The organism is Proteus hauseri, from assembly GCF_040139125.1.
Classification (GTDB): Bacteria; Pseudomonadota; Gammaproteobacteria; order Enterobacterales; family Enterobacteriaceae; genus Proteus; species Proteus hauseri_B.
In genome coordinates, this window is sequence record NZ_JBEEUB010000004.1 from 170990 (window position 1) to 196621 (window position 25632).

The 25632-nt window shown below is 38.9% G+C and carries 25 protein-coding genes and 1 other annotated feature; of the genes, 7 read left to right on the forward strand and 18 right to left on the reverse strand.

Annotated elements, in window-relative coordinates:
- The first annotated feature begins 55 nt into the window (after positions 1 to 55).
- The 6 genes from ABN099_RS08895 to ABN099_RS08920 all read left to right on the forward strand — a co-directional run bounded on the left by ABN099_RS08895 (position 56) and on the right by ABN099_RS08920 (position 6766).
- A complete protein-coding gene (locus ABN099_RS08895) occupies positions 56 to 2083 on the forward strand; it encodes a TonB-dependent hemoglobin/transferrin/lactoferrin family receptor (protein ID WP_349463320.1) in 2028 nt (675 codons plus the stop codon).
- Positions 2084 to 2118: 35 nt separating this feature from the next.
- Positions 2119 to 3168: a hemin-degrading factor gene (locus tag ABN099_RS08900; protein WP_349463322.1), complete on the forward strand. Its 1050-nt coding sequence runs from the start codon at positions 2119 to 2121 to the stop codon at positions 3166 to 3168.
- A gap of 15 nt (positions 3169 to 3183) precedes the next feature.
- Positions 3184 to 3999 (forward strand): heme/hemin ABC transporter substrate-binding protein, encoded by an 816-nt coding sequence (locus ABN099_RS08905; protein ID WP_349463323.1) that lies wholly within the window; start codon positions 3184 to 3186, stop codon positions 3997 to 3999.
- Positions 3999 to 5000 carry a FecCD family ABC transporter permease gene (locus ABN099_RS08910; RefSeq protein WP_349463324.1) on the forward strand — a complete coding sequence of 334 codons (1002 nt, stop codon included), beginning with the start codon at positions 3999 to 4001 and terminating at the stop codon, positions 4998 to 5000. Before ABN099_RS08905 ends, ABN099_RS08910 begins: the two co-directional genes overlap by 1 nt.
- Positions 5000 to 5794, forward strand: a complete 795-nt coding sequence (locus ABN099_RS08915; protein WP_349463325.1) for a heme ABC transporter ATP-binding protein — start codon at positions 5000 to 5002, stop codon at positions 5792 to 5794. The genes ABN099_RS08910 and ABN099_RS08915 overlap by 1 nt, the downstream gene beginning before the upstream one ends.
- A 603-nt stretch (positions 5795 to 6397) precedes the next feature.
- Positions 6398 to 6766, forward strand: a complete 369-nt coding sequence (locus ABN099_RS08920; protein ID WP_349463326.1) for a helix-turn-helix domain-containing protein — start codon at positions 6398 to 6400, stop codon at positions 6764 to 6766.
- Between the two features lie 100 nt (positions 6767 to 6866).
- Here the strand turns inward: ABN099_RS08920 and ABN099_RS08925 are convergent, their stop codons facing one another.
- The 14 genes from ABN099_RS08925 to pheS form a co-directional block, all read right to left on the reverse strand.
- Positions 6867 to 7886 carry a lipoate--protein ligase A gene (locus ABN099_RS08925; RefSeq protein WP_349463327.1) on the reverse strand — a complete coding sequence of 340 codons (1020 nt, stop codon included), beginning with the start codon at positions 7884 to 7886 and terminating at the stop codon, positions 6867 to 6869.
- Positions 7887 to 7963: 77 nt separating this feature from the next.
- Positions 7964 to 8455 carry an NlpC/P60 family protein gene (locus ABN099_RS08930; RefSeq protein ID WP_349463328.1) on the reverse strand — a complete coding sequence of 164 codons (492 nt, stop codon included), beginning with the start codon at positions 8453 to 8455 and terminating at the stop codon, positions 7964 to 7966.
- Between the two features lie 156 nt (positions 8456 to 8611).
- Entirely contained in the window at positions 8612 to 9016 is a 405-nt protein-coding gene (gene arnF, locus ABN099_RS08935) for a 4-amino-4-deoxy-L-arabinose-phosphoundecaprenol flippase subunit ArnF (protein ID WP_349463509.1), read from the reverse strand.
- Positions 9010 to 9351 (reverse strand): 4-amino-4-deoxy-L-arabinose-phosphoundecaprenol flippase subunit ArnE, encoded by a 342-nt coding sequence (gene arnE, locus ABN099_RS08940; RefSeq protein WP_349463510.1) that lies wholly within the window; start codon positions 9349 to 9351, stop codon positions 9010 to 9012. The genes arnF and arnE overlap by 7 nt, the downstream gene beginning before the upstream one ends.
- A complete protein-coding gene (arnT, locus tag ABN099_RS08945) occupies positions 9351 to 11012 on the reverse strand; it encodes a lipid IV(A) 4-amino-4-deoxy-L-arabinosyltransferase (protein WP_349463329.1) in 1662 nt (553 codons plus the stop codon). Before arnT ends, arnE begins: the two co-directional genes overlap by 1 nt.
- A 7-nt stretch (positions 11013 to 11019) precedes the next feature.
- Positions 11020 to 11913 carry a 4-deoxy-4-formamido-L-arabinose-phosphoundecaprenol deformylase gene (gene arnD / locus ABN099_RS08950; protein WP_349463330.1) on the reverse strand — a complete coding sequence of 298 codons (894 nt, stop codon included), beginning with the start codon at positions 11911 to 11913 and terminating at the stop codon, positions 11020 to 11022.
- The gene (gene arnA / locus ABN099_RS08955; protein ID WP_349463331.1) at positions 11913 to 13895 is read right to left on the reverse strand and encodes a bifunctional UDP-4-amino-4-deoxy-L-arabinose formyltransferase/UDP-glucuronic acid oxidase ArnA; all 1983 of its coding nucleotides are present in this window, start codon (positions 13893 to 13895) and stop codon (positions 11913 to 11915) included. The genes arnD and arnA overlap by 1 nt, the downstream gene beginning before the upstream one ends.
- Positions 13895 to 14875, reverse strand: coding sequence for an undecaprenyl-phosphate 4-deoxy-4-formamido-L-arabinose transferase (gene arnC / locus ABN099_RS08960; RefSeq protein WP_349463332.1), 981 nt, complete (start codon positions 14873 to 14875; stop codon positions 13895 to 13897). The genes arnA and arnC overlap by 1 nt, the downstream gene beginning before the upstream one ends.
- A complete protein-coding gene (arnB, locus tag ABN099_RS08965) occupies positions 14875 to 16020 on the reverse strand; it encodes a UDP-4-amino-4-deoxy-L-arabinose aminotransferase (protein WP_349463333.1) in 1146 nt (381 codons plus the stop codon). Before arnB ends, arnC begins: the two co-directional genes overlap by 1 nt.
- Before the next feature lie 136 nt (positions 16021 to 16156).
- On the reverse strand, positions 16157 to 16903 hold the full coding sequence (locus tag ABN099_RS08970; protein WP_349463334.1) for a vitamin B12 ABC transporter ATP-binding protein BtuD: 747 nt from the start codon (positions 16901 to 16903) through the stop codon (positions 16157 to 16159).
- Between the two features lie 4 nt (positions 16904 to 16907).
- Positions 16908 to 17918: a vitamin B12 ABC transporter permease BtuC gene (gene btuC, locus ABN099_RS08975; RefSeq protein ID WP_349463335.1), complete on the reverse strand. Its 1011-nt coding sequence runs from the start codon at positions 17916 to 17918 to the stop codon at positions 16908 to 16910.
- A gap of 368 nt (positions 17919 to 18286) precedes the next feature.
- Positions 18287 to 18583, reverse strand: coding sequence for an integration host factor subunit alpha (ihfA, locus tag ABN099_RS08980; RefSeq protein ID WP_036937394.1), 297 nt, complete (start codon positions 18581 to 18583; stop codon positions 18287 to 18289).
- Between the two features lie 4 nt (positions 18584 to 18587).
- A complete protein-coding gene (pheT, locus tag ABN099_RS08985; protein ID WP_349463336.1) occupies positions 18588 to 20975 on the reverse strand; it encodes a phenylalanine--tRNA ligase subunit beta in 2388 nt (795 codons plus the stop codon).
- 14 nt (positions 20976 to 20989) lie between these two features.
- Positions 20990 to 21973, reverse strand: a complete 984-nt coding sequence (gene pheS, locus ABN099_RS08990) for a phenylalanine--tRNA ligase subunit alpha (protein ID WP_349463337.1) — start codon at positions 21971 to 21973, stop codon at positions 20990 to 20992.
- 45 nt (positions 21974 to 22018) lie between these two features.
- On the opposite strand from pheS, the gene ABN099_RS08995 reads away from it, so the two are divergent.
- Positions 22019 to 22198: a hypothetical protein gene (locus tag ABN099_RS08995; protein WP_349463338.1), complete on the forward strand. Its 180-nt coding sequence runs from the start codon at positions 22019 to 22021 to the stop codon at positions 22196 to 22198.
- Positions 22079 to 22202: a sequence feature (Phe leader region), on the reverse strand. (Overlaps the previous gene by 120 nt.)
- 104 nt (positions 22203 to 22306) lie before the next feature.
- On the opposite strand, the gene rplT is transcribed toward ABN099_RS08995, so the two are convergent.
- The 4 genes from rplT to thrS all read right to left on the reverse strand — a co-directional run bounded on the left by rplT (position 22307) and on the right by thrS (position 25468).
- On the reverse strand, positions 22307 to 22663 hold the full coding sequence (gene rplT, locus ABN099_RS09000; RefSeq protein ID WP_036937406.1) for a 50S ribosomal protein L20: 357 nt from the start codon (positions 22661 to 22663) through the stop codon (positions 22307 to 22309).
- Positions 22664 to 22704: 41 nt separating this feature from the next.
- Positions 22705 to 22902 (reverse strand): 50S ribosomal protein L35, encoded by a 198-nt coding sequence (gene rpmI, locus ABN099_RS09005; protein ID WP_004263702.1) that lies wholly within the window; start codon positions 22900 to 22902, stop codon positions 22705 to 22707.
- Positions 22903 to 22996: 94 nt separating this feature from the next.
- Positions 22997 to 23536: a translation initiation factor IF-3 gene (infC, locus tag ABN099_RS09010; RefSeq protein ID WP_349463512.1), complete on the reverse strand. Its 540-nt coding sequence runs from the start codon at positions 23534 to 23536 to the stop codon at positions 22997 to 22999.
- A 3-nt stretch (positions 23537 to 23539) separates the two neighbouring features.
- A complete protein-coding gene (gene thrS / locus ABN099_RS09015) occupies positions 23540 to 25468 on the reverse strand; it encodes a threonine--tRNA ligase (RefSeq protein ID WP_349463339.1) in 1929 nt (642 codons plus the stop codon).
- Between the last annotated feature and the right edge of the window lie 164 nt (positions 25469 to 25632).

The following is a 25632-nucleotide window of genomic DNA, read 5'->3' on the forward strand; positions in this document are numbered from 1 at the left end:
TTTACATAACAAAGGGCTGTTTAACAGCCCATTAAAATCATGGAGATCCACCTGCATGTCTCAGTCATCCATTTTTGTCAGATTTAGTTTGCTTGCAGTAGCTATTTCATCTGCTTGTGCTACTGCTCAAGAAATATCGCAAACTAAAATCGAGAAAAAAACAGAGGTGCTTACGGTTTATGCAACAGGTAATGAAAGAGATAGCTTCTCGCTTCCGATGATGTCAACGGTAATTAAAAATAATACCGCCTTATCAGAAACAGCGGGTAGCGCTACAGAGTTACTTCGTCATTTACCCGGTATTTCTATCTCTGGTGCAGGACGAACTAATGGGGAAACCATTAGCATGCGTGGGTATGATAAAAATGGCATATTGACACTAGTAGATGGTGTCCGCCAAGGAACTGATACAGGACATATTGACAGTATATTTATTGACCCATTACTGATTAAGCAAGTTGAAGTTATTCGAGGACCTTCCGCTCTATTATATGGCAGCGGTGCATTAGGGGGGGTAATTGCTTATGACACGGTTAATGCGAGTGATTTATTATCAAAAGGTGACCATGGTGGTGTACGAGTTATTGGTCTAGGTAACACAGCGCAGCATAGCCAAGGATTCGGTGTTACTGCGTTTGGTCGCCAAGATAATCTTGATGGATTAGTGGCTTTCTCAGCACGCAATAAAGGAGATATCCGTTATGGTGGTGGTTATCGTGCTCAAAATGATGAAACCGTGCTTAATCTCTTATCAAAGGGCCGTTGGCTGATTGATGATGATAATACATTAAGTGGACAACTACGTTATTACCATAACGACACAAACCAACCTAAAAACCCCCAAATAGCAGGTAATGCCTCTGCTGCTAATGTACCAACAGATCGCACAACGACTCAAAAAGATGGGCAACTTACCTATCAATATAATCCTGCAAATTCACCATGGCTAAATGTTAAAACCCAAGCTTATTACAGCGAGGTTGATATTAATGCTAAAACGACACAAAACGGTTTTGAAGGTCGCCAACAAAAAACTTACGGCATAAAACTAGAGAATCGTTCACATATCGGTTTACATCACTTTGCCGCACATAGTTTTACTTATGGCAGTGAAATTTATAAACAAAAACAGACACCAAGCCAAAATACAGAGAGTTTTCCTCAAGCAGATATCCGTTTTATGTCTGGCTGGATTCAAGATGAAATCACGCTACGAGATCTTCCTGTTTCATTGGTAGTAGGTACACGTTTCGACAAATATAACAGCCAAAATGACCGCTATGATGATATTAGTGCAGATAAATGGTCATCAAAAGGTGCAATAAGCATTACACCAACCGATTGGCTAATGATTTATTCATCTTATGCACAAGCTTTTCGTGCCCCTACTTTGGGTGAAATGTATAACGATTCAAAACATTTTGATGCTCCCTTCCCTGGTGCTCCAACTAATTATTGGCGACCAAACCCCAATTTAAAGCCTGAAACCAATTCAACGACTGAATACGGATTCGGTTTTCAATTCGACGACTTATTATCTAATAATGATAATCTGAAAATTAAAGCTGCCCATTTCAATACTCGCGCAAAAGATTATATTGATGCAGATGTCGCGATATTTCAGGGATATACACAATCTACAAATATTCCAAGAGCGACTATTTGGGGATGGGACATTTCCATGAGCTATGAATCCCGCTACTTCAATTGGGACTTAGCCTATAACCATACAAAAGGGAAAGATAATGCAACAAATGCATCTATCACCTCTGTTGAGCCAGATACTTTAACGAACCGTATTGATGTTCCAATACCAAGCTCGCACTTTTCTGTAGGTTGGTTAAGTCAATTTACTAAGCACACAAATTTTACTAAAACAGACCGTTTTAACCGACCTGTAAACAAGCAACAAGCAGGCTATGGGGTTAATGATATTTACCTTCGCTATGAAGGCGATGCCTCTTTTCAAGGGCTAACAACATCAATCGTACTTAGCAATGCTTTTGATAAAACTTACTACTCTTCTGCGGGTATTCCTCAAGAGGGACGTAACGCAAAAATGTTAGTGAGTTATCAGTGGTAATGATTAATAAAATAAACAATTTAATAGGAGTTTCTGTGAATACATCTCTTTATGAGAGCTACCTGCAAGCAAAAACGGATAAAAAAGCAACTTATGCCCGTGATTTAGCCGCTTATTTAAATGTCAGTGAAGCGCAATTAACACATGCTCGCGTTGGTCATGATGCAAAACGCCTACGTAACGATGTACGTGATCTTCTAACTGCATTAAGTAAAGTGGGAGAAGTAAAAGCCATTACTCGTAACGATATCGCCGTTCACGAGCATCTTGGTGAATATACCAATGCCCGTTTTAACGATCATGCAGGATTAATTCTCAATCCACGCGAACTTGACCTACGCTTTTTCTTCTCTTACTGGAAAAGCATTTTTGCACTAACAGAAGTATTTGAAAAAGGCACTCGCCACAGTATTCAATTCTTTGATATGCATGGCGATTCATTACATAAAGTCTATACAACTGATAACACGAATATGGATGAGTGGAATGCACTTATTCAACAATTTCTATTAGAAGAAAATCCAGATTTAGAAATTACCCCAGCAGAACCTTTTACTGAGACGCCCGTCGATGAAGAGTTAGCACAGCAACTTGAACAACAGTGGCGTTCAATGACTGATGTGCACCAATTCTTTAAATTATTAAAAGACAATAATCTCAGTCGCCAACAAGCATTTAAAGCGGTGAGCAATGACTTAGCCTATCAAGTTGATAACAGCGCACTAAGAACACTACTAGAACACGCCAAAGAAGCTCAAAACGAAATTATGATCTTTGTTGGTAGCCGTGGTTGTGTGCAAATTTTCACTGGAAATATTGACCGCTTAGTGCCTCATCAATTTGAAAATAGCAATCAAGTTTGGATTAACGTATTTAATCCTGCATTCACATTACACCTTATCGAAAGCGAAATTGCAGAAAGTTGGATAACACGTAAACCCACTCAAGATGGCTTTGTCACTAGCCTTGAGATCTTTGATAACAAAGGTCAACAAATTGCTCAGCTTTATGGACAGCGCACGGAAGGAACAGCAGAGCAACAACAATGGCGAGAACAAGTTAATACTCTCGCCAAAATTGCGTAATCGGAGAATAAATTAATGAAAAAATGGCTTCTATTCACCCTGTGTTGTCTTAGTGCAATAACAACTTCGGCAGCCGAACGTATTGTAACAATTGGTGGCGATATTACAGAAATTGTTTTTGCACTGGGTTCCGGCGAACAAGTGATTGCCCGAGATAGCACCAGTTTGATGCCTGAGAGTGTCAAGAAGCTTCCTGATGTTGGCTATATGCGTATGTTAAGCCCTGAAGGTATTCTTTCTGTGAAACCGACACTGATTATTACCAGTGAGTTAGCGCGCCCATCACTGGCTTTACGTCGTATTAAAGCAGCCGGTGTATCCGTAAAGACGATTACAGGTATACATAGTTTAGAAGCCATTAATCAAAAAATAGAGACGATTTCCGTGCTGTTAAATAAACCAGAAGAAGGTAAACATTTAACAGAGAAACTCAATCAAGCTATCGCCCTAATTCCAACTTCACCTATTAATAAAAAAGTTATTTATATTATGAGTCATGGTGGCGTGGTGCCCATGGCAGCCGGACAAAATACCGCAGCAGATACCATTATCACCTTAGTCGGTGGCAAAAATGCAATGCAAGGTTTTACCAGCTATCGCCCTCTCTCTCAAGAAGGTGTTATTGCCAGTCAACCTGATATTTTGTTAGTCACAACAGAAGGGCTTAAAACAATAGGTGGAATAGATAAATTATGGCAATTACCTGGTATTAAATACACACCCGCTGGTAAAAATAAACACTACGTTGTTGTCAATGATATGGGGTTACTCGGTTTTACACTCTCAACCCCAGAAGTTATGCAACAAATTCGACAAGCATTGGAGCAATAATGGTGCATTTACGTTCTCCGTGGGTGAGTATTTTTGCTTTATTGCTGTTACTTACTGTAGTGACCTTAATTTCTGTCAATAGTGGTGCTTTATCTCTGTCATTTAATACACTTTGGCATAAATCTTTTGATGATATGGAATGGCAAGTCTGGCTAGATATTCGCTTACCCCGCGTCTTATTAGCCATTCTGGTTGGTGGCGCTTTAGCAATTTCTGGCGCTATTATGCAAGGATTATTTAGAAATTCACTCGCTGACCCGGGGCTGCTTGGTATTAGTAGTGGCGCAGCATTAATGGTCGCTATTGTTATTATTTTGCCTTTCTCTTTTTCTCCGGCGTTCTCTTTCTATAGCCACATTATCGCCGCATTTATTGGTGGCTTAATCGTTGCTATGATTATTTTTTCTCTTCATCAATTAAGTAACGGCAATTTAGCCCGATTATTACTTGCCGGTATTGCAATTAACGCGCTCTGTATGTCTTTTATTGGTGTATTAAGTTATATCAGTACCGATCAGCAACTACGCCAATTTTCATTATGGATGATGGGTTCTCTTAGTCAGATTGATTGGAAAACTCTGTCTATCGCAACGCTTGTGATTATTCCAGTTAGCATTTTAGCCTGCTGGCAAAGTCATAAACTGAATTTGCTACAACTCGGTGATGAAGAAGCTCACTATTTAGGATTACACGTTAGAAGAACTAAATTTATTTTACTTTTACTTAGTGCCGTTTTGATTGGTTGTGCCGTTGCACTAAGTGGTGTGATTGGTTTTATTGGATTAGTTGTACCTCACCTTGTTCGTATGAGGATCGGCAGTAACCATGTTTGGCTGCTTCCTGCCACTATTTTAGGTGGTGCAACGCTTTTACTTGCCGCAGATACCTTATCAAGAACATTAGTTTCTCCTGCTGAAATACCTGTTGGATTAATTACAGGATTAATTGGAGGTCCTTATTTCCTTTGGCTTATCTTAAGACAACCCGCAGGAAGAGTGTAATGAAATCATTAGAACACCCCCCATTACTTTGTGGTAAAAATCTAACTTATCAAATTGGTGATAAAACTATTATTGATAACGTTTCTTTGTCGCTTGATTGTGGTGAATTAGTCGCAATTATTGGTCCTAATGGGGCTGGTAAATCGTCGCTATTACGCCTATTAACCGGATATACCTCACCAACACAAGGTGAGTGTTATTTTAAAAATAAACCTTATACGCAATGGAATAGCCAAGCCTTAGCACAAAACCGTGCGGTTATGCGTCAAAATAGCCAACTCACATTTTCATTTTCAGTCGAAGAAGTGGTTGCAATGGGAAGAACGCCTCATGGACAACAAAATAAACAAATTGCCATAGAAACCGCCCTACTACAGACTGATTGCTTAAAGTTCAAAAATAGAGACTATCGCCAATTATCTGGCGGTGAACAACAGAGAGTACAACTTGCTAGAGTACTTGCACAATTGTGGCACCCTTCACCTCAACAAGCCGCACTATTTCTTGATGAACCTACTTCGGCACTTGACCTGTACCACCAGCAACATAGTTTACGATTATTAAAACAGCTCGCTAAAACTCAACAATTGATGGTGTGTTGTGTGCTTCATGATCTTAACCTAGCATCACTTTACGCCGATAGGATCTTATTATTGCACCAAGGTAAGCTGGTTTGTGAAGGGTCACCTAGAGAGGTTTTAACAACTGATAATATTCAAAAATGGTATGGCGCCGACGTAAGTGTTGATATCCATCCTGAATTATCACAACCTCAAGTGTTTTTACGACCTTAAAATAAGCGCTATCAAACATTGAATGTCTATAACGTAAAAATATACTAAGGTAAAAGTAATATCTCAAATTAATACAAAGAGTTAAGAAAAACCATTAATCAGTTAAACAACGTAAACCATTACTTAGCATTAACTTTAAGTAATGGTTTATTTTTACCATAAAAAATATTTTCCCCTACCGTTTTCACTATAAGTAAGAACACCAAAATACATTAATAATATTAAATTATAATTTTATATAGTTAATCAATTAAATTGAATTTAAAATACACCTTAATCAATGATTAGCTTGTTATATATACATAAAATTATAACAACATAGTAGATTTATAGGCATAACAGTATTTTGATCTTAAAAATAATTTAATAAATTCAATGAAATAAAAGATAAGAAAATTAATTTTCTTTATCAAAAAATCTCATCAGCAATCTATATTAGACTATTTATTACTTTCGCCTATTTCTGCGATAATGATTATCAATAACAAAAAGCATTTTTTGCCTACCAGTTATTCTCCCCATGCTTAAAATAGGTTACAAATAACATACGTTACTATTCTATTAATTGGGCACTGTGTCCCCACCTTATTTGTGGGAGGTTTTATGGCTGAAAATGTCGTTAATGATATTCTGAAATGGCTGGAAACGCAGTTACAGCGAAACGAAGGCATAAAAATAGATACGATTGCAAATAAAAGTGGTTATTCCAAGTGGCATTTGCAGCGTATTTTTAAAGATTTTAAAGGTTGTACTTTAGGCGAATATGTTCGTAAACGTCGTTTATTAGAAGCGGCTAAATCACTACAAGAAAAAGAGATGCCTATTTTAGATATCGCTTTAATGTATGGCTTTAGTTCTCAAGCAACATTTACTCGTATTTTTAAAAAACACTTTAATACTACACCAGCTAAGTTTAGAGAAAATGGCACAATGCCTGATACTCATTGCTTTATGTCATGTGAGAATCACTAATACTCTTTTTTCACCCGCTACTGTCGTATAAAAAAACCAGCGCTTGTAATAATACAAAGGCTGGTTTTTTATTATCTAATTTCAATAGCTATTTTTAAGCTTAGGCTATTGCGCCTACTAGCCACTGTTTAAACTCATCTAACTCAGCACTATTTTGTGGAAATTGCGTCTTTAACTGCTCAATAAGCGCTTTTAATGGATCTGTTGAATAACGCTGCCCAACTAACATTTCAGAAAAAGCTTCTAATGGCGCAGGATCTAAACTATCTGTAAAAATCTGGCTCTTAATAATATTGCCACGTTCAATATCAAAATGAAGCTCAATACCACCCCATTTAAAGCGATTATCTAGTAAATGAGAAAATGCAGGTGCTTGCCCAAAATTCCATTCCCAACTACTTTGTTTAGCAAACGTCTCTGTAAAACCGGGTAAATCTGGTAACTTTTGTGGTGAAATAATTTCAGCATCGACTCTTTCACCATAATATTCAAAAAAGCTTTCAGTAATTGTTTGGCAAAGTTGTTCGTGAGTTATTTCTGGTTTTAGCTCAACAAGATTTGTCACCCTTGAACGAACAGAAGTAATTCCTTTAGCTTGCAGCTTTTTAGGGTCTGGATTAAGGTAATTTGCTAATCGAGATAAATCAGCATTAATCAATAATGTTCCGTGATGAAAACCTCGATCTTTCGTCTCTTTATAAGCTGAGCCTGATATTTTTCGTTCACCTTCATTATGAGGAACAACTAAGTCATTACGTCCTGAAGCCGTTGCATTAATACCCGCTTTTAATAACCCATCAAGAATAATTTGTGTTGAGATAGTTTTATTATATTCAGGTTTTCCTGCCATAAAAGTAAAACACGTATTTCCCAAGTCATGAAAAACCGCACCACCACCACTTGAGCGTCGTGCTAATTTCACACCATCTTCTTCCATCTTACGTGTATTACACTCTTTCCATGGGTTTTGAGCGCGACCAATAACGACTGTATTATCATTACGCCAAAGAAACAAAACCCGTTGTTCCGCTGGCATTTGTCTAAAAATAGACTCTTCAACAGCAAGGTTAAACCAAGGATCGTAAGATTCAGAAATTAGCAGACGCAATTTACCTGACATAGAAAGTACCTGTGAGAAGAAAATAAGGTATACGATACCATAACTCTCATAGCGTTAGCGTCTCAAATGGCACGAAATTACAAACGGCGCGCTTGCCAGAAGGTCTTTTTCCAATAAACATTATCAAGAGATGAACGCATCACCCCTTTGCTTGTTGATGCGTGGATAAAGTTATTATCAGTATCGTAAATACCCACATGAAGCCCATTATCTCCACCACCAGTTTTGAAGAAAACTAAATCACCGGGCATCAGATCACTCTTGCTAATCTGTGTGCCATATTTAGTTTGATCAACTGTCATACGTGGGAGTTGAATATCAAAACGATCGCTATAGGTTTTATAAACGAAACCAGAGCAATCAATTCCTGAAGGGCTCATTCCACCATATCGATAAGGTGTACCGTACCATTGCTCTAACTGTGACTTTAATTGCACAATCACCATGATAGGATCTGAGAGTTGTGTTTTTAATGGTGGCGCTGGAGGCAGGTGTTTAGAAGGGCTAGAAGAACAGCCAGCTAAAAGGATAATACAGAGTAAGAAAGGATAAAAAACTGACTTTCTCATCACACTCACCATAATAATCACAGTAGGTTTTAAAACTTATCTGCTTTTACAAATAAAAACAAGCTATTGAAGATAGAAGTACAATAATTGACATTATTAATAGCACAATAACTCACAATTAGAGATTTCAGTCATAGCTAAATAACGAGATAATATTTAATGTGATTTGGTGGTCTCTTTCGGTTTTTGGCTAATCAACCAAACACCAATCATAATAAATACAATACCCAATGTTTTTGTTAATGACGGTGTTTCTTGAAACCAAGGCAATACAACTGCGAGGATATAAACAAATACATAGCTCAAGCTAATAAGTGGATAGGCTTTATTTAACGGTATGGTACGCAGTGTGAATAACCAACACACCATTGATAGAACGTATCCCACCAACCCAGCAAATACGATACTTAAAGATTTTGCATTTGCCCATAACCATGCAAAATCAAACCACTGCTTTTCCAACTGCAATAGAGGTAATTCTGACATACCTACTTTTAGGAGTAATTGAGCTGCTGTCACTAATAGCGCACTGCCGATTGCCCAGAAATAACCTTTCATGATTGTGTACTCATCAGCACAATACCCAACATAATTGACGCAATTCCGACCCAGTGCTTCGCATTAACGGGCTCTTTATAAACAAATTGTCCAATTAAAGTGACAACAATAAAATTAATACTCAACATTGGGTAAGCAATACTCAATGGTAAAATTTGCAATAAGCGTAGCCAAAACAACATACCAAAGCCTAGCATTGCTATCGCAACAAGAAGCCAGAAAATAGTTTTTCTGGCTTTTGTCGTTGAATTACTTTGCCAACTAACAACCGCTTGTTTTTGACAAACTTGTCCAATACAAGTTAATAAACTGACGATTAGCAATAAAACAAAAGACATCACTCTCGTTTCTCATACGTTAATATTGCCATTCTCTGGTTTGTGACTAATTCTTCAGGTCTTGGGAATTTCGCCAATGTTTTAGGATCTTTAAAGGTTACCACAACAGAGACATTCCCCTCTTTTCTTGCGGCATCTAACCATTGAACGAAGTTATCTGGCTTAAGTAGTCGATGTTGCGAATCAGAGTATTCAACACCATAAGTTAATTCACCCGTTCTTTCATACAGATAAATATCACTACGCTGTAATTCCCACGCTAAACCCGCACCAACACCTACACTATTACTGACAATATATTGGCTAGATTTTAACGTATCAAAATTTTGACGAATAAATTCTTGTGGCAACTTACCATCTACACTGCTGTTTGGAATAGCTTGCCCAATACATAAGCTGACACCTAATGAGCAAGATGCAGCCCACAACCAATGTTTACCATTTAGTGTTGAACATAAATATCCAATAATGCCCCATAAAGAGAAAGCCACTATTGCTAATACCCATTTAGACCACTCATAAGGCATATAAATAGGTTTTGAAGATATCAATTGAACTACTAAGATAGCGACAACAGCAGCGACACCAATAAAGATATTAATATAACCATTAACTCTCAGCGCTTTCATTCTGAATTTTCTAGCGCAATCAACACCATATTTTGCCATTAGCATCGCAAGAGGCGCCATAAAAGGTAGCATGTACGTTGGCAACTTGCCCTTTGCAATGCTAAAAAATAAGAATGGCACTACGAACCAACAGAGCAAAAAGAATAATTCAGGACGTTTACGTTTTTTCTTCCACGCACTAATAAGCGCACCAGGAAGTAAACCGAGCCAAGGGATAACGCCTAATATTACCACTGGAATATAGTACCAAATTGGTGCTTTATGCTGAGCATCATCACCAGAAAAACGCTGAATATGCTCAACCCAGAAGAAATAGTTCCAGTAATCAGGTTCAGCTTTAGCGATAGCTAAAACCCATGGCAAACTAATTAAAGTAGCGCCTAATACCGCAAGCAAGCCATATAACAGCATTTGCATAAAACGACGTTGGTAAAGTGTAATGGGAACCATCACTATGACAGGAATAGCTAATGCCAAGAAACCTTTAGTCATAAACGCCATACCACACGCCAAACCAAGGGTTATCCATGCCAATATTCGTGTTTTGACTGTCGTTGCTTTCAATGCCCAGAAACAGCAAACCATGCTTGCTGTTACCCAAAGTGCCAACATAGGATCAAGCACACTATAGGTACCGACACTAAACACGAGAAACATTGATAAATAAATTAAACCAGAAACAAAGGCTATTTGACGATTACGCCACATCATTCTGGCTAGTAAATAGACAAGCAATGTGCTTAAAAGAATGGAAATAACGGAGCCAAAACGCACAGCAAAATTAGTATGCCCAAAAATAACTTGGCTGATATTGTTAATCCAATATCCTGCAACAGGCTTTTCAAAATAGCGAATATCCAGCATGTGAGGAACAATCCAGTTCCCACTCACCACCATTTCTCGGCTAATTTCCGCGTAACGAGTTTCATCTGGCTGCCATAATAACCGGCTGTTCAATGGAAATAAGTAGGTAAGAACAAAAAAAAGAGCCAAGAGGATGGCCCCGATTTTACTCGCCCGGTTATTCAACATAGTTTTGTTAGACCTCTTGTTGGCACCCTAACCAGCCTTCTCGACCTGGAAAGTCAGATCGGACAACTTTGCCTATCGGAAGCGTTTCTTTATCTTTCGGTAATAAATCGCTTAGTGGGCAGAATTCGATGCCTTCATTTGCAATCATTGCCAGTAACTGCTCAAATTGAGCTGCCTTTGACATTCCTTCAACTTCAGTATGGATAGTATAAACAGGTATACCTTTATCTTTTTTGATTTCATCAATAATAAATTGATTAAAATCTTCATCCTTTACCTTTGTACCAACCACTTCATCATAAGTAGGTAATGTTACTGGAATTTGCACCGTACCGATAGAACCATTTTCTAAAATAGGTCTAAAAGGATGCGTTCCTCGACAATCGCTATTGTAATCGAATTTAAAGTTTTCTTTAACTGTTAATACACGCTCATCTGCTCGCCATCCAGCAACTGCTGAACATTTTACAGGTGTTTCAAGGGCTTTTTCTAGTGCTTCGACACCTAAACGAACTTGTTGCATTAATTCTTCTTGTGTCCAACGCCCTACTTTTGCTTGCCAACCCTGATGATCCCACGAATGCAGACCGACTTCATGCCCTGCATCTTGGGTCTGCTTCATCAAATACCCCAAGTTTTGAGCAATCTTTTTACCCGGCCACGCAGTTCCCGCAAGTAAAATATCAAGTCCGTAAAGTGATGCTGCATTTGACCTTAGCATTTTCCACAGAAATTTCGGTCGCAAAAGGCGCCATAAATGGCGCCCCATGTTGTCTGGACCGACACTGAAGAAAAAGCTGGCCTGAATGTTATGTCTGGCAAATACTTCCAGCAATTGTGGAATACCCTCTTTAGTTCCTCGATAAGTATCCACATCGACTCTCAAGCCAACTTTCTTCATTATTTGTTACCTAACTCTTCCACAGCACCGCGTAAGAAGAAATCTAATGTTTCTTCTACTGTTTGGCGTGTTTCTATGGTTGGTTTCCAATCCAATAAACGTTCTGCGTTTTTAATGCTTGGCTTACGGTGTTCAACATCTTGGTAACCTTTACCGTAGTAACTGCTACTTTCAATTTTCTTAAAGCCAGCAAATGGAGGGAAATGACCACGTAACTCATGTTTTTCAAAGCAATCTAACAGCATTTCTGCTAATTCACGGATACTTGCTTCGTTAATTGGGTTACCAATATTAATAATTTGACCATCACATTTGTTATCACGGTTTTCAATGATACGGAATAATGCTTCGATACCATCGTTAATATCTGTGAAACAACGTTTTTGCTCACCACCATCAACCAGTTTAATTGGTGAACCTTCAACTAGGTTTAGAATTAACTGAGTTATTGCACGAGAACTACCAATACGAGCTGAGTTCAAGTTATCAAGACGTGGTCCCATCCAGTTAAATGGACGGAATAAGGTAAATTTCAGACCTTCTTTTGCACCATATGCCCAAATAACTCGGTCTAACAATTGTTTAGATACAGAGTAAATCCAGCGTTGTTTATTGATTGGACCTACAATCAGACGTGAATTATCTTCATCAAACTCTTTATCATCACACATTCCGTAAACTTCAGAAGTTGATGGGAAAATAATACGTTTATTGTATTTAACGCAATAACGTACAATTTTTAAGTTTTCTTCAAAGTCTAATTCAAATACACGTAATGGGTTACGGGTATATTCAATTGGTGTCGCTATCGCAACTAATGGCAGAATAACATCACATTTTTTAATGTGGTACTCGATCCATTCTGTGTGGATACTCACATCACCTTCAATAAAGTGGAAACGTGGGTTACCAATAAAGCGCTCTATTGCAGAAGATCCAATATCCATACCATAGATATCATAATTATCATCTTTTAATAGGCGTTCAGTTAGGTGGTTACCAATAAAACCATTTACACCTAAAATAAGAACACGTTTACGACGTTTAACTTGCGCAGTCGCTTTTGGTCCAACGCGAACATCGGTAACAATACCCATTTCAGATGCTAAACGGCTACCTTGAACATATAAGCCATTTTCACTTTGACCAGTAACAATTTCTATCGCACCTTGCGCACACGCGATAACTAAAGGCTCAGTTGAAATAACAGTACCAGGACGTTTACCTTGGTTATCAGCTACTGGACGTGAACGCCAAATAATCATTTTACGCTCACCTAAGAAGGTGAATGCTCCTGGATAAGGTTCTGTTACCGCTCGAACTAAATTATGAACAGCCTTAGCATCCGCATTCCAGTCGATTAAACCATCTTCTGCGCTACGACGACCAAAATAGGTTGCTTGGTTTTCATCTTGTTTAGTGGTTGAATAGTCACCAGAAGAGATATGAGGTAAAGCACTTGCCATCAGTTTTTCAGCAGCTTCTTTAACCTTTTCATGCAAAATAAGAGACGTGTCGTTTTCACCAATAGTCACTTTTTCTTGAGCAACGATATCACCAGCATCTGCTTTTGCTGTCATTTTGTGCAGAGTAACACCGGTTTGCGTTTCACCATTAACAATAGCCCAGTTAATTGGCGCACGACCACGATATTTTGGTAATAACGAACCATGTAAATTGAATGCACCTTTAGGAGCTAAATTCAGGATCTCTTCGCTTAACATATTGCGATAATAGAAAGAGAAAATAACATCAGGCTTCATTTCACGAATGCGTTCAATCCACAAAGGGTGATTGACATTTTCTGGTGCAAATACTGTCAATCCCATCTCTGCGCTCACGCGAGCAACAGATGAGAAGAAATGATTTTCGTTAGGATCGTCAGTATGGGTAAATACAGCTTGAATATCAAAACCCGCTTTTTCAAGTGCTTTTAAACCGACACAGCCAATATCATGATAGGCAAATACGATTGCTTTCATTAGTCTTCTTCCTGATTTTCGTTGGTTTTTTTAACACCAACCACTTTTTGGATAAAATACCGAGGACGCGCTCTTACATCATTATAAATTCGGCCTATATATTCACCTAATAGACCCATTGCAACGAACTGCGCACCGATAAACATGAATAATATAGCGAAAAGTGTAAATACACCTTCAGCAGCCCACATAGCACCGAAAATAAGTCGTAGCACAATTAAAAGTACGGCAAGTAAAAATCCGGCGACGGCAATCACACTCCCTACGACACTTAATAAGCGCAATGGTGCCGTTGTTAGGCAAGTTAATAAGTCATACATCAAATTAATAAGTTTCAAGAAGCTATATTTTGAATCGCCATATTCGCGTTCAGCATGAGCCACTTCAATTTCAATAGTACGACGAGCGAACGTATTCGCTAAAATAGGGATAAATGTACTGCGTTCGTGACACTGTAACATGGCTTCAACGATGTGACGGCGATAAGCTCTTAACATGCAGCCATAATCGCCCATAGAACGCCCTGTTGCCTTTGTTATCATGGCATTAATCATTTTAGAGGCGGTTTTACGAAACCATGAATCTTGGCGATTGCGACGACGAGTACCGACAACATCATAGCCCTCTTCAGCCGTAGCAACTAAACGAGGGATCTCTTCTGGCGGATTTTGTAAATCCGCATCCAACGTAATAATTAAGTCACCTTTTGCTTGATTAAAGCCCGCCATAATTGCCGAGTGTTGACCATAGTTACGATTTAAAATAATCGCGATAACATGGTTATCTTCAATTTCAGCGGCATCTACCAGCATTTTTGCCGAATTATCGCTACTACCATCATCAACAAGGATCAATTCATATTCTTGGGTAAGTTGCTTACAACTTTTAATAGTACGTTCTAAAAGAATCGGCAAACTTTCTTCTTCGTTATAAACAGGAATAACAACTGAAACTTTATTGATTTTATCAAATGTTGACACTAGATATGCTCCGAAAGGATTTCATTGATCGCATCTGTAACGCGAATAACATCTTCATTACTCATATCTGGGAACAGTGGCAACGAGCATAACGTCGCAGAGTTCCACTCTGATTGAGGAAGGGATAAAGAAGGATAACGCTCACGATAATATTTTTGGGTATGAGCTGCACGAAAATGCAGACCTGTTCCGATATCTTTTTGTTTAAGTTTTTCCATAAATGTATCGCGATCAATACCACATGCTTGCTTATCTACTCGAACCATAAAAAGATGATTAGCATGTAAATGTGGGTATTGTGGAATACTTAGCATTGATAATGGCGAATTTTTTAACTTTTCGCGATAGAGCTCGACTAATTCTGCACGTTTGGCATTCATTTCATCTAGTCGATTTAATTGAACAACAGCAATAGCAGCATGAATATCAGACAAATTATATTTATAGCCTGGCTCAACAACTTCTGCTTGTGGTTTGCGACCTTGGATTTGTCTATCAAAGGCATCAACAGCTAAACCATGGAATTTTAAGCAACGCACTCTATTAGCTAGTTCATCGTTATCAGTGACAACGAGTCCACCTTCTGCACATGTGACATTTTTAATCGCATGAAAAGAAAAAATAGAGGTCCCTTTTTCACCAATCCACTCATTCTTATAGCGGGTTCCTATTGCGTGTGCTGCATCTTCAATAAGAGGAATACCCGCTTCTTCAGCTACTGCTCTTAACGCATCAAGATCACAAGGTGCGCCGGCATAATGAACCGGAATAATCGCTTTCGTTTTTGGCGTTATTGCTTTTTTAATATCGTCAGCGCTTACCATCAATGTATCGCGGTCAACATCAACCATTACAGGCTCTGCACCTAATAAGGTAATAATGTTAATCGTTGAGACCCATGTTTGTGACGGAGTAATAACTTCATCGCCAGGACCAATTCCCATAGCCATAAGAACAACATGCATGCCTGCTGTTGCAGAACAAATAGCGATAGCATGTTTGCTACCAAATTTCTTACAAAAGTCTTGCTCAAGCTGATGATTTTGCGGGCCTGTGGTGATCCAACCTGAACGCAGAACACCTTCAACGGCTTTGATCTCTTCATCCCCGATAGCAGGACGGGAGAATGGAAGAAAATGACTCATAAAAATGTAGCCTAATTAATGAATGAATAGAAAACAATTATATACAAATTGCTGTTTCTCAGCATTAGATCTTATTAAAAAGTCTTAAAGAAAGCTTAATAATTTCTATTGCGTCTGTTTTGAGCATGCCATTAAGTTAAATAACCTGCCAATCGATCTTATTTGTTATATTTTCACATTTAATTTCTACATTAAATGTCGTAGATAGCAAATTTTCATCTAAAAGTATCTTTGCTGTACCTGATCCGACTAATACACCGTCAGAAATTAACCATATTTTGTTCGCTTTTAAATAGGCATGTTTTAAATCATGCGTACTCATCATGACAGAACCACCCAATTGGCAAAATTTATCTAGCCATTTATCTAATATTGTTAACTGCACAATATCTAAATTATTCGTGGGCTCATCGAGTAACATTAATTTTCCTTTTAAATTATTACTCGACCACAACTGAATAAAGACAGCAACAATTCTAATTCGTTGCCATTCACCACCAGATAAATGCTGAATATTTTTTGATAATAGTTTATCTATTTGAAAATCATAAAATAATGCACGTAGCTCTGTGTTATTCATTTCTGATAATTGATGGAATAACGAAAGATAGTGAAAAACAGGCATAAATGGCAAAGCCTCTGATTGTTGTACAACAAAGCCTTGTATTCTAGAAAGATCATGATAATTGTAACGTCTTATTGAGGTTTCGTTTAGAATTGCCTCACCACTGAATGATAGTTCTGTTGCAAGTACATTTAATAAACTACTTTTTCCTGCTCCATTAGCGCCAATAAGATGAATTCGCTCTCCAAAATCAACATTTGCGGTGATCATTTTTAGTCTATTTGGCACACTAATATTGCTCATTTTAAGTAGTGTCATATTATTAGCGCCCCATCTCTTTTGTCGCTAACAACCAAATAAACAGTGGTGCACCAATTGTTGCCGTAACAACACCAATAGGAACTTCTGCACCATTTAACATTAGTCGTGATAAGAGATCAGCCAGAACCAGCAATCCGCCCCCCGTTAGTGCACAAGCTGGTAATAACGTTTTGTAATGAGTAATACCACATAACCTTAATAGATGAGGAACAATTAATCCCACAAAACTGATGGCGCCTGCTAATGCCACACTTAATCCAACAAGTAACCCTACGGCGAGAATAAATCGATTACGCCATTGTTGAACAGAAATCCCTAACTGCTTGGCGCTAAAGGTTCCCAAAGAAAGATAATTCAGCATATTGGCTTGCCAAAACAGCAGTAAAATAACGGGAAGTAATCCCCAAAATAGCAATTGATGACGCCAATCTATTCCGCTAAAACTTCCCATCAACCAATACATTAGTTGTCTTAAATCTAACGCAGAACTGAAATAAACCAGCCATGTCATTATAGCGCTTGCCATAACACCTAATGCCACGCCAATTAATAATAATTGTGCATTTGAAAGTTTTTTTATTTGAGTGAAAAACATCAGTAAAAGTGTAATACCTAAAGCACCCAATATAGCGGCACTACTTATTAACCAATAGGTTGTTCCTATTTGTAGCGTAATTAATAGCACCACACAAACTCCCGCCCCACTGCTTACGCCTAATAACCCGGGCTCAGCTAATGGATTTTCAAACAATGCTTGCATAACCGCACCAGCAATAGCCAAACTAGCACCAACAATGATCACTGCCAATATTCTAGGAAGGCGGATCTGCCAAACAAATAATTTAGCCTCAGCAGAAAACCATTGATTTGGAAAGAGCCAAACCTCACCCGCAGAGAGCGAAAATATTGCCAAAAGAGACACCACTATTGTCATAAAAAATAGCTTTTTATTGTCGTTTTTTCGTTGCTTCTTTTTAAGAAGGCACAGTGGATTATCTTTTTCGTTGTTCATAATAATTTCATATCTATTTTCGCTTTCTGTAACTTTATCTATTTCTGCTTTTATTTTTCATACACGGCTTACGCTAATAGCCTAACTAATTATAGTTGTTATAAAAGATAAAATAGTATGAAAGAGGGTTGAATGCAAAAATGAGCATCACAATAAGAAGATTGTAGTTTATTGAATAAAAACTAGTGTGTAACAAATTTATTGGCTATTACATCAGAAAACTGCTTATAAACAAAAGTAAGTATTTTCCATTATGCTAATAACATAACGGTATAATAAATTAGCTTATAAAAATAAATAAAATAATAAGTAAAAAGAGAAGTAAAAAAAACGACCTTCAAAGAAGGCCGTTTTGGGTGCTCTAAATATTACTCTTTCGGTGTCGCGCTCTCAACCCGGCTCTTTAATTTTTGTCCAGGGCGGAAAGTTACAACACGGCGAGCTGTAATAGGAATATCTTCCCCTGTTTTCGGGTTACGACCAGGGCGCTGATTTTTATCACGCAGGTCAAAGTTTCCGAATCCAGACAGCTTCACCTGTTCTCCATTTTCTAGAGAACGACGCACTTCCTCAAAAAAGGCTTCTACAAGGTCCTTTGCATCGCGTTTGCTAACACCAAGTTTTTCAAACAGATTTTCTGCCATTTCAGCTTTTGTAAGCGCCATAGGTCTAGTCCCTCAAGGATGCTTGGAATCGCTGTTTCAATGCTGCTACACAGGTATTGACTGTTGCAGCAATCTCATCTTCTTCCAGAGTATGCTCGATATCCTGCAAGATTAAGCTAATAGCGAGGCTTTTATAACCCTCTGCTACTCCTTTACCACAATACACGTCAAATAAGTTTATGCCAACTATTTGATTTCCGCCAACTTTCTTACATTCGGCTAAAATATCTTCTGCAGCTACATCATCCGGTACAACTACAGCAATATCTCTACGGTTTGAAGGGAAACGTGAAACAGCTTTTGCTTGCGGTAAATTGCGGTTTGCAATTGCGTCCCAACGTATTTCAAATACAACCGTGCGGCCGTTTAAGTCAAGTTTACGTTCAAGCTCTGGATGAACAACACCAATACAGCCAATATATTCATTTCTCAGATAAATCCCAGCACTTTGTCCCGGATGAAGGGCTGGATGCTCGGCTGGTTTAAATGTAATTTCATCTAACTGGCCTGTCAATTCCAGAATCGATTCAATATTACCTTTCAAATCAAAGAAATCAACAGTTTGCTTATCTAAAGACCAATGTTCTTCACAACGGTTGCCCGCGATCACACCAGCAAGCATAAGTTCCTGACGTATTCCATATTCTGCTTGATTATCAGGAACAAAACGCAGACCTGCTTCAAATAACCTAACTCTTGCTTGTTGACGATTCTGGTTGTAAACCACTGTCGTTAATAATCCGGTCAATAATGATAGTCTCATTGCTGACATATCTGATGATATTGGATTAGGCAGAATTAATGCTTCTTCGTTAGGGTGCAATAAACTTTGTACTTTTGGATCAACAAAGCTATAAGTAATTGCTTCTTGGAATCCATTATCTACCAACATTGTTTTTACACGTTTTAATGGCAGATTTGCTTCGCGGTGATTTGTCATAATTAAATCAGCGCGTAGTGGCACATCAGGAATATTGTTATAACCGTAAATACGAGCAACTTCTTCAATCAAATCTTCTTCGATTTGTACATCAAAGCGCCAAGTAGGTACTGTTGCTAACCAGCCATCATTTTCAACAGTAACACCAAAACCTAAACGAGTTAATGAATCAAGAACTTGTGCATCATCGATTTTATGACCTAATAAACGGTCTAATTTTGCACGAGTTAATTTAACTGGAGCAATGTTTGGTAAAAATTCTTCGTTTGTGACATCAATCACTTTACCAACTTCACCACCACACACTTCTAACAGAAGCTTAGTCGCACGTTCCATTGCCTTGTATTGAAGCGCAGAATCGACACCACGCTCATAACGATGAGAAGCATCAGTATGTAAGCCATAGCGGCGTGCGCGTCCTGTGATTGATAACGGAGAGAAAAATGCACACTCTAAGAAGACATTCTTGGTTTCTTCATTCACACCTGAAAATTGACCACCAAAAATACCCGCCATTCCTAAAGCTTGTTTTTCGTCAGCAATAACTAATACATCATCTTTTAATGTAATTTCATTGCCATCAAGTAGAGTCAGTTTTTCACCTTCTTTACCCATACGAACAACAACAGCACCATCAACGCTATCAAGATCGAAAGCATGTAGAGGTTGACCCAGTTCTAATAAAATCAGATTAGTAATATCAACAATGGGGTCGATAGAACGAATTCCACCACGGCGCAGTTTTTCTTGCATCCATAAAGGTGTTTTTGCTTTCACATTCATATTAGTGAAAACACGACCTAAATAGCGAGGACACGCTTGTGGAGCTTCAACACGCACAGGAAATGTTGCTGAAGACGTTGCAGCAACAGCTGACATATCTGGAACTTGGCATTCCATTTTATTGACGACAGCGATATCACGAGCAACACCCATAATACCTAAACAATCCGCGCGGTTAGGTGTGATACTGATCTCAATAGCATTATCATTGAGTTTCAAATATTCACGGATATCCATGCCAATAGGCGCATCAGCAGGTAGTTCGATAATACCGTCATGGTTTTCTGAAATTGCTAACTCAGAAAATGAACACAACATGCCTTCTGATGGTTCACCACGTAATTTTGCTGCCTTAATTTTGAAATCGCCCGGCAATACAGCACCGACCGTTGCCACGGCAACTTTTAAACCTAAACGGCAATTAGGCGCGCCACAAACGATATCTAATAGTCTATCGCCGCCTACGTTGATTTTTGTCACACGTAGTTTATCGGCATTAGGGTGTTGTCCACATTCAACAACTTCACCCACATAAACACCGTGAAAATCACCGGCAACTGCTTCTACGCCATCAACTTCTAAACCAGCCATAGTAAGCTGTTCAGAAAGTTCTTCGCTAGTAATCGCTGGGTTTACCCACTCACGTAACCAAAGTTCACTGAATTTCATGAGATAATCCCACCTTATTTAAACTGTTTGAGGAAACGAAGATCATTCTCGAAGAATGAGCGTAAATCTGTTACACCGTAACGTAACATGGTTAGACGTTCCATACCCATACCGAACGCAAACCCTGAATAAACTTCAGGATCGATACCAACATTACGCAATACATTTGGGTGTACCATACCGCAGCCTAATACTTCCAGCCATTTGCCATTTTTACCCATCACATCGACTTCAGCAGAAGGCTCTGTAAATGGGAAATAGGAAGGACGGAAGCGAATTTCCATATCTTCTTCAAAGAAGTTTTTTAGAAAATCGTGCAGAGTGCCTTTTAAGTTGGTAAAGCTAATATCTTTATCAACAATCAGACCTTCTGTTTGATGGAACATTGGGGTATGTGTTTGGTCGTAATCGTTACGATACACACGACCTGGCGCAATAATGCGAATAGGTGGTTGTTTATCGTGCATAGTACGAATTTGTACACCTGAAGTTTGCGTGCGCAATAAGCGTTTCGCATCAAACCAGAAAGTATCGTGGTCTGCTCTTGCTGGGTGATGTGCAGGAATATTTAACGCATCAAAGTTATGATAATCATCTTCAATTTCAGGGCCATTCTCAACGGAGAAGCCTAATTCGCCAAAGAAAGTTTCAATACGTTCAATAGTACGAGTGACTGGGTGAAGGCCACCATTTTCAATGCGACGACCGGGTAAAGAGACATCAATTTTCTCAGCAGATAGACGTTCATTTAATATTGCTGATTCCATTTGATCTTTACGAGCATTCAGCGCTTGCTGAACCTCTTGTTTAGCCTGATTAATCACAGCCCCTGCAGCTGGACGATCTTCAGCGGGTAAGTCGCGCAGCGTGGACATCTGAAGCGTTAAATGACCTTTTTTCCCCAAGTATTCAACACGAACCGAATCCAGCGCAGCAACATCCTGTGCCTCTTCGATAGCTGCTGTAGCTTGAGCAACGAGTTCAGCGAGATGTGGCATCGTTTCCTCTTCCTTTGACCTGATGAGGTCTATTAGTTGTTATCAATGATGACGATTAAAAAATTGCCCTTTTTGGTTTCTCACTCAATCAATATGAGATTTGAAAACAAAAAAGCCTCCATATTGGAGGCTTCAGGCGCTACTTTTCGTTTCTGTTCTTACGCGCAAAAGCCCCCTAAATTAGGCGCTAAAGTAAAAAAAGAAGCGAAAAAAAGCGATATTTAACATTAGTTGTGTCTCGTCGAATATTAACTTATTGAATTTCTATCATTAAGCCACAAATTTACACAAAATAAAAGAGGGAGAAAACTCCCTCTTCCATCTACTGACTAATTAAGCCAGAGCACCTTTCGCTTTTTCAACAAGTGCAGCAAATGCTACTTTGTCGAATACTGCGATATCAGCCAGAATCTTACGGTCAATTTCAATGGATGCTTTTTTCAGACCATTGATGAAACGGCTATAAGACATGCCGTTCTGACGAGCTGCTGCGTTGATACGCGCAATCCACAGCTGACGGAACTGACGTTTTTTCTGACGACGGTCACGGTACGCATATTGACCAGCTTTGATAACAGCCTGAAAAGCAACACGATATACACGTGAACGTGCACCGTAATAACCTTTAGCTTGCTTTAAAATCTTTTTGTGACGAGCACGGGCGACAACGCCACGTTTAGCACGAGCCATATTAATCTCCTAATGTCATGAATTCTGTTAAAAAATGATACTTATGCGTATGGTAAGCAAGCTACGACCAGACCTAAATCTCCTTTAGAGACCATGCCTTTTGGACGTAAGTGACGTTTACGCTTAGTTGATTTTTTAGTCAGAATGTGACGGAGGTTAGCATGCTTGCGCTTAAAGCCACCACCTGCAGTTTTTTTAAAGCGTTTAGCTGCACCGCGTACTGTTTTAATCTTTGGCATTTCTATAATCCACTTCGCATTGTTAATAACATAAAATAATTAGGCGAATAACTACCAACTCCGAAGAGTTGGCGCTATTACTTGAGTTGCCCGACTATTTCTTCTTCGGTGCGAGCACCATGATCATCTGACGACCTTCAATCTTATTAGGGAAAGATTCAACAGCTGCCAGTTCATCCAAATCTTCACGGATACGACTAAGCATTTCCATACCGATTTGTTGGTGCGCCATTTCACGACCACGAAAACGCAGTGTTACTTTAGCTTTATCGCCATCTTCAAGAAAACGAATCAGGTTGCGTAGTTTGACCTGATAGTCGCCTTCATCTGTACCAGGTCGGAATTTAACTTCCTTAACCTGAATAACTTTTTGTTTCTTTTTCTGTTCTTTGAGAGTCTTACTTTTCTCATAGAGGAATTTGCCGTAGTCCATAATACGACAAACCGGCGGCTCGGCATTAGGACTAATTTCTACTAAATCAGCACCTGCTTCCTCGGCTTTCTCAAGAGCCTCTTTCAGACTAACAACACCAATCTGTTCGCCATCCAAACCTGTTAAACGAACTTCATGAGCGCGAATCTCACTGTTGATACGATTCTGACGCGTTGATTGAATTCTTTTTCCGCCTTTAATACCTTATTCCTCCAACTGATGAAGACTTCTGCTTCTTATTTCTTGCAGAAGTTTTTCTTTAAATTCGTTAACGTCGACACTACCGAGGTCATTACCTCGACGAGTACGAACCGCTACTTTGCCTGATTCGACTTCTTTATCACCGCAAACAAGCATGTACGGAACACGACGTAAAGTATGTTCACGAATTTTAAAGCCAATCTTCTCATTTCTCAAGTCTGCTTTTGCACGAATTCCGGCATTTTGCAATTCTTTGACGAGTTTTTGTACATAATCAGCCTGTCCATCCGTGATATTCATCACGACAACCTGCTGTGGTGCTAACCAAGTCGGGAAGAACCCTGCGTATTCTTCAGTAAGAATACCAATAAAACGTTCTAACGAACCTAATACCGCTCGGTGAAGCATTACAGGTACTTTACGCTCATTATTTTCAGCAACGTAAGATGCATTTAATCGACCTGGGAGTGAGAAGTCCAGCTGTACTGTACCACACTGCCACGCACGATCTAAACAGTCGTAAAGTGTAAATTCAATTTTAGGGCCATAAAATGCCCCTTCGCCTGGCTGATATTCAAATTCAATATTATTATCAGTCAACGCTTTTGCTAAGTCTGCCTCTGCGACATCCCATAAAGCATCTTCACCGATGCGTTTTTCTGGGCGAGTAGACAGCTTAACTACGATTTTTTCAAATCCGAAAGTAGAATATACATCATAAATCAATTTGATGCAGTCATTTACTTCACTTAAAATCTGTTCTTCGGTACAGAAGATGTGCGCATCGTCTTGTGTAAAGCCACGAACACGCATTAAACCGTGCAATGCACCTGATGGCTCATTACGGTGACAGCTACCAAATTCAGCCATACGTAATGGCAAATCACGGTAAGAACGCAGACCTTGTTTGAAAATCTGTACGTGACCAGGGCAGTTCATTGGTTTGATGCAATATTCACGATTCTCTGAAGAAGTTGTGAACATATGTTCTTTGTAGTTTTCCCAGTGACCTGTTTTTTCCCAAAGAACACGATCCATCATAAACGGACCTTTCACTTCCTGATAATCATATTCTTTTAATTTACAACGTACAAATGTTTCTAACTCACGGAAAATAGTCCAGCCATCATTATGCCAGAATGCCATACCCGGCGCTTCTTCTTGCATATGATATAAATCAAGTTGCTTACCAATTTTACGGTGGTCACGTTTTGCTGCTTCTTCTAGACGTTGTAAATAGGCTTTTAACTGTTTTTTATCAGCCCAAGCGGTACCATAAATGCGTTGTAGCATTTTGTTATCGCTATTAGCACGCCAGTATGCGCCAGAAATTTTCTGCAATTTAAAATTATGGCAGAAACGCATGTTTGGTACATGAGGACCACGGCACATATCAACATATTCTTGGTGATGATAAAGTCCTGGTTGTGAATCTTGACTAATATTTTCATCAAGGATCATGACTTTATAATCTTCACCACGCGCAACAAAAGTGTCGCGAGCTTCACGCCAGCTTACGCGTTTTTTAATAACGTCGTAATCTGTTTTCGCCAACTCTAGCATGCGTTTTTCTAGAGTGTCTAAGTCTTCCTGCGTCAAGGAGCGGTCTAAATCAACATCATAGTAAAAACCGTTTTCGATAACAGGACCAATCGCCATTTTGGTTTGAGGCCAAAGCTGTTTAATTGCATGTCCCAATAAATGGGCACAAGAGTGACGAATAATCTCAAGACCTTCATCATCTTTAGCGGTAATAATTGCTAGATTGGCATCGTTTTCGATTAATTCGCAAGCATCCACCAGCTCACCATTAATACGACCAGCAATACAGGCTTTTGCGAGTCCAGGACCGATATCTGCAGCGACATCCATGACAGAAACTGCATTTTCAAATTGACGTTGGCTTCCATCAGGAAGAGTAATAATTGGCATTTAAAATCCTTATTTACAGTGGTGACCCACACGAAAGATCACTTGCAAGCTTTTTATTTCATATATTTTCAGTACGTTACGATAATTTCTCACTTCACCTCGCGAGGTGTGAACACAGTTATCTACCGCTATTTACTAGGTAAATATCCATAGCATAACCGAGC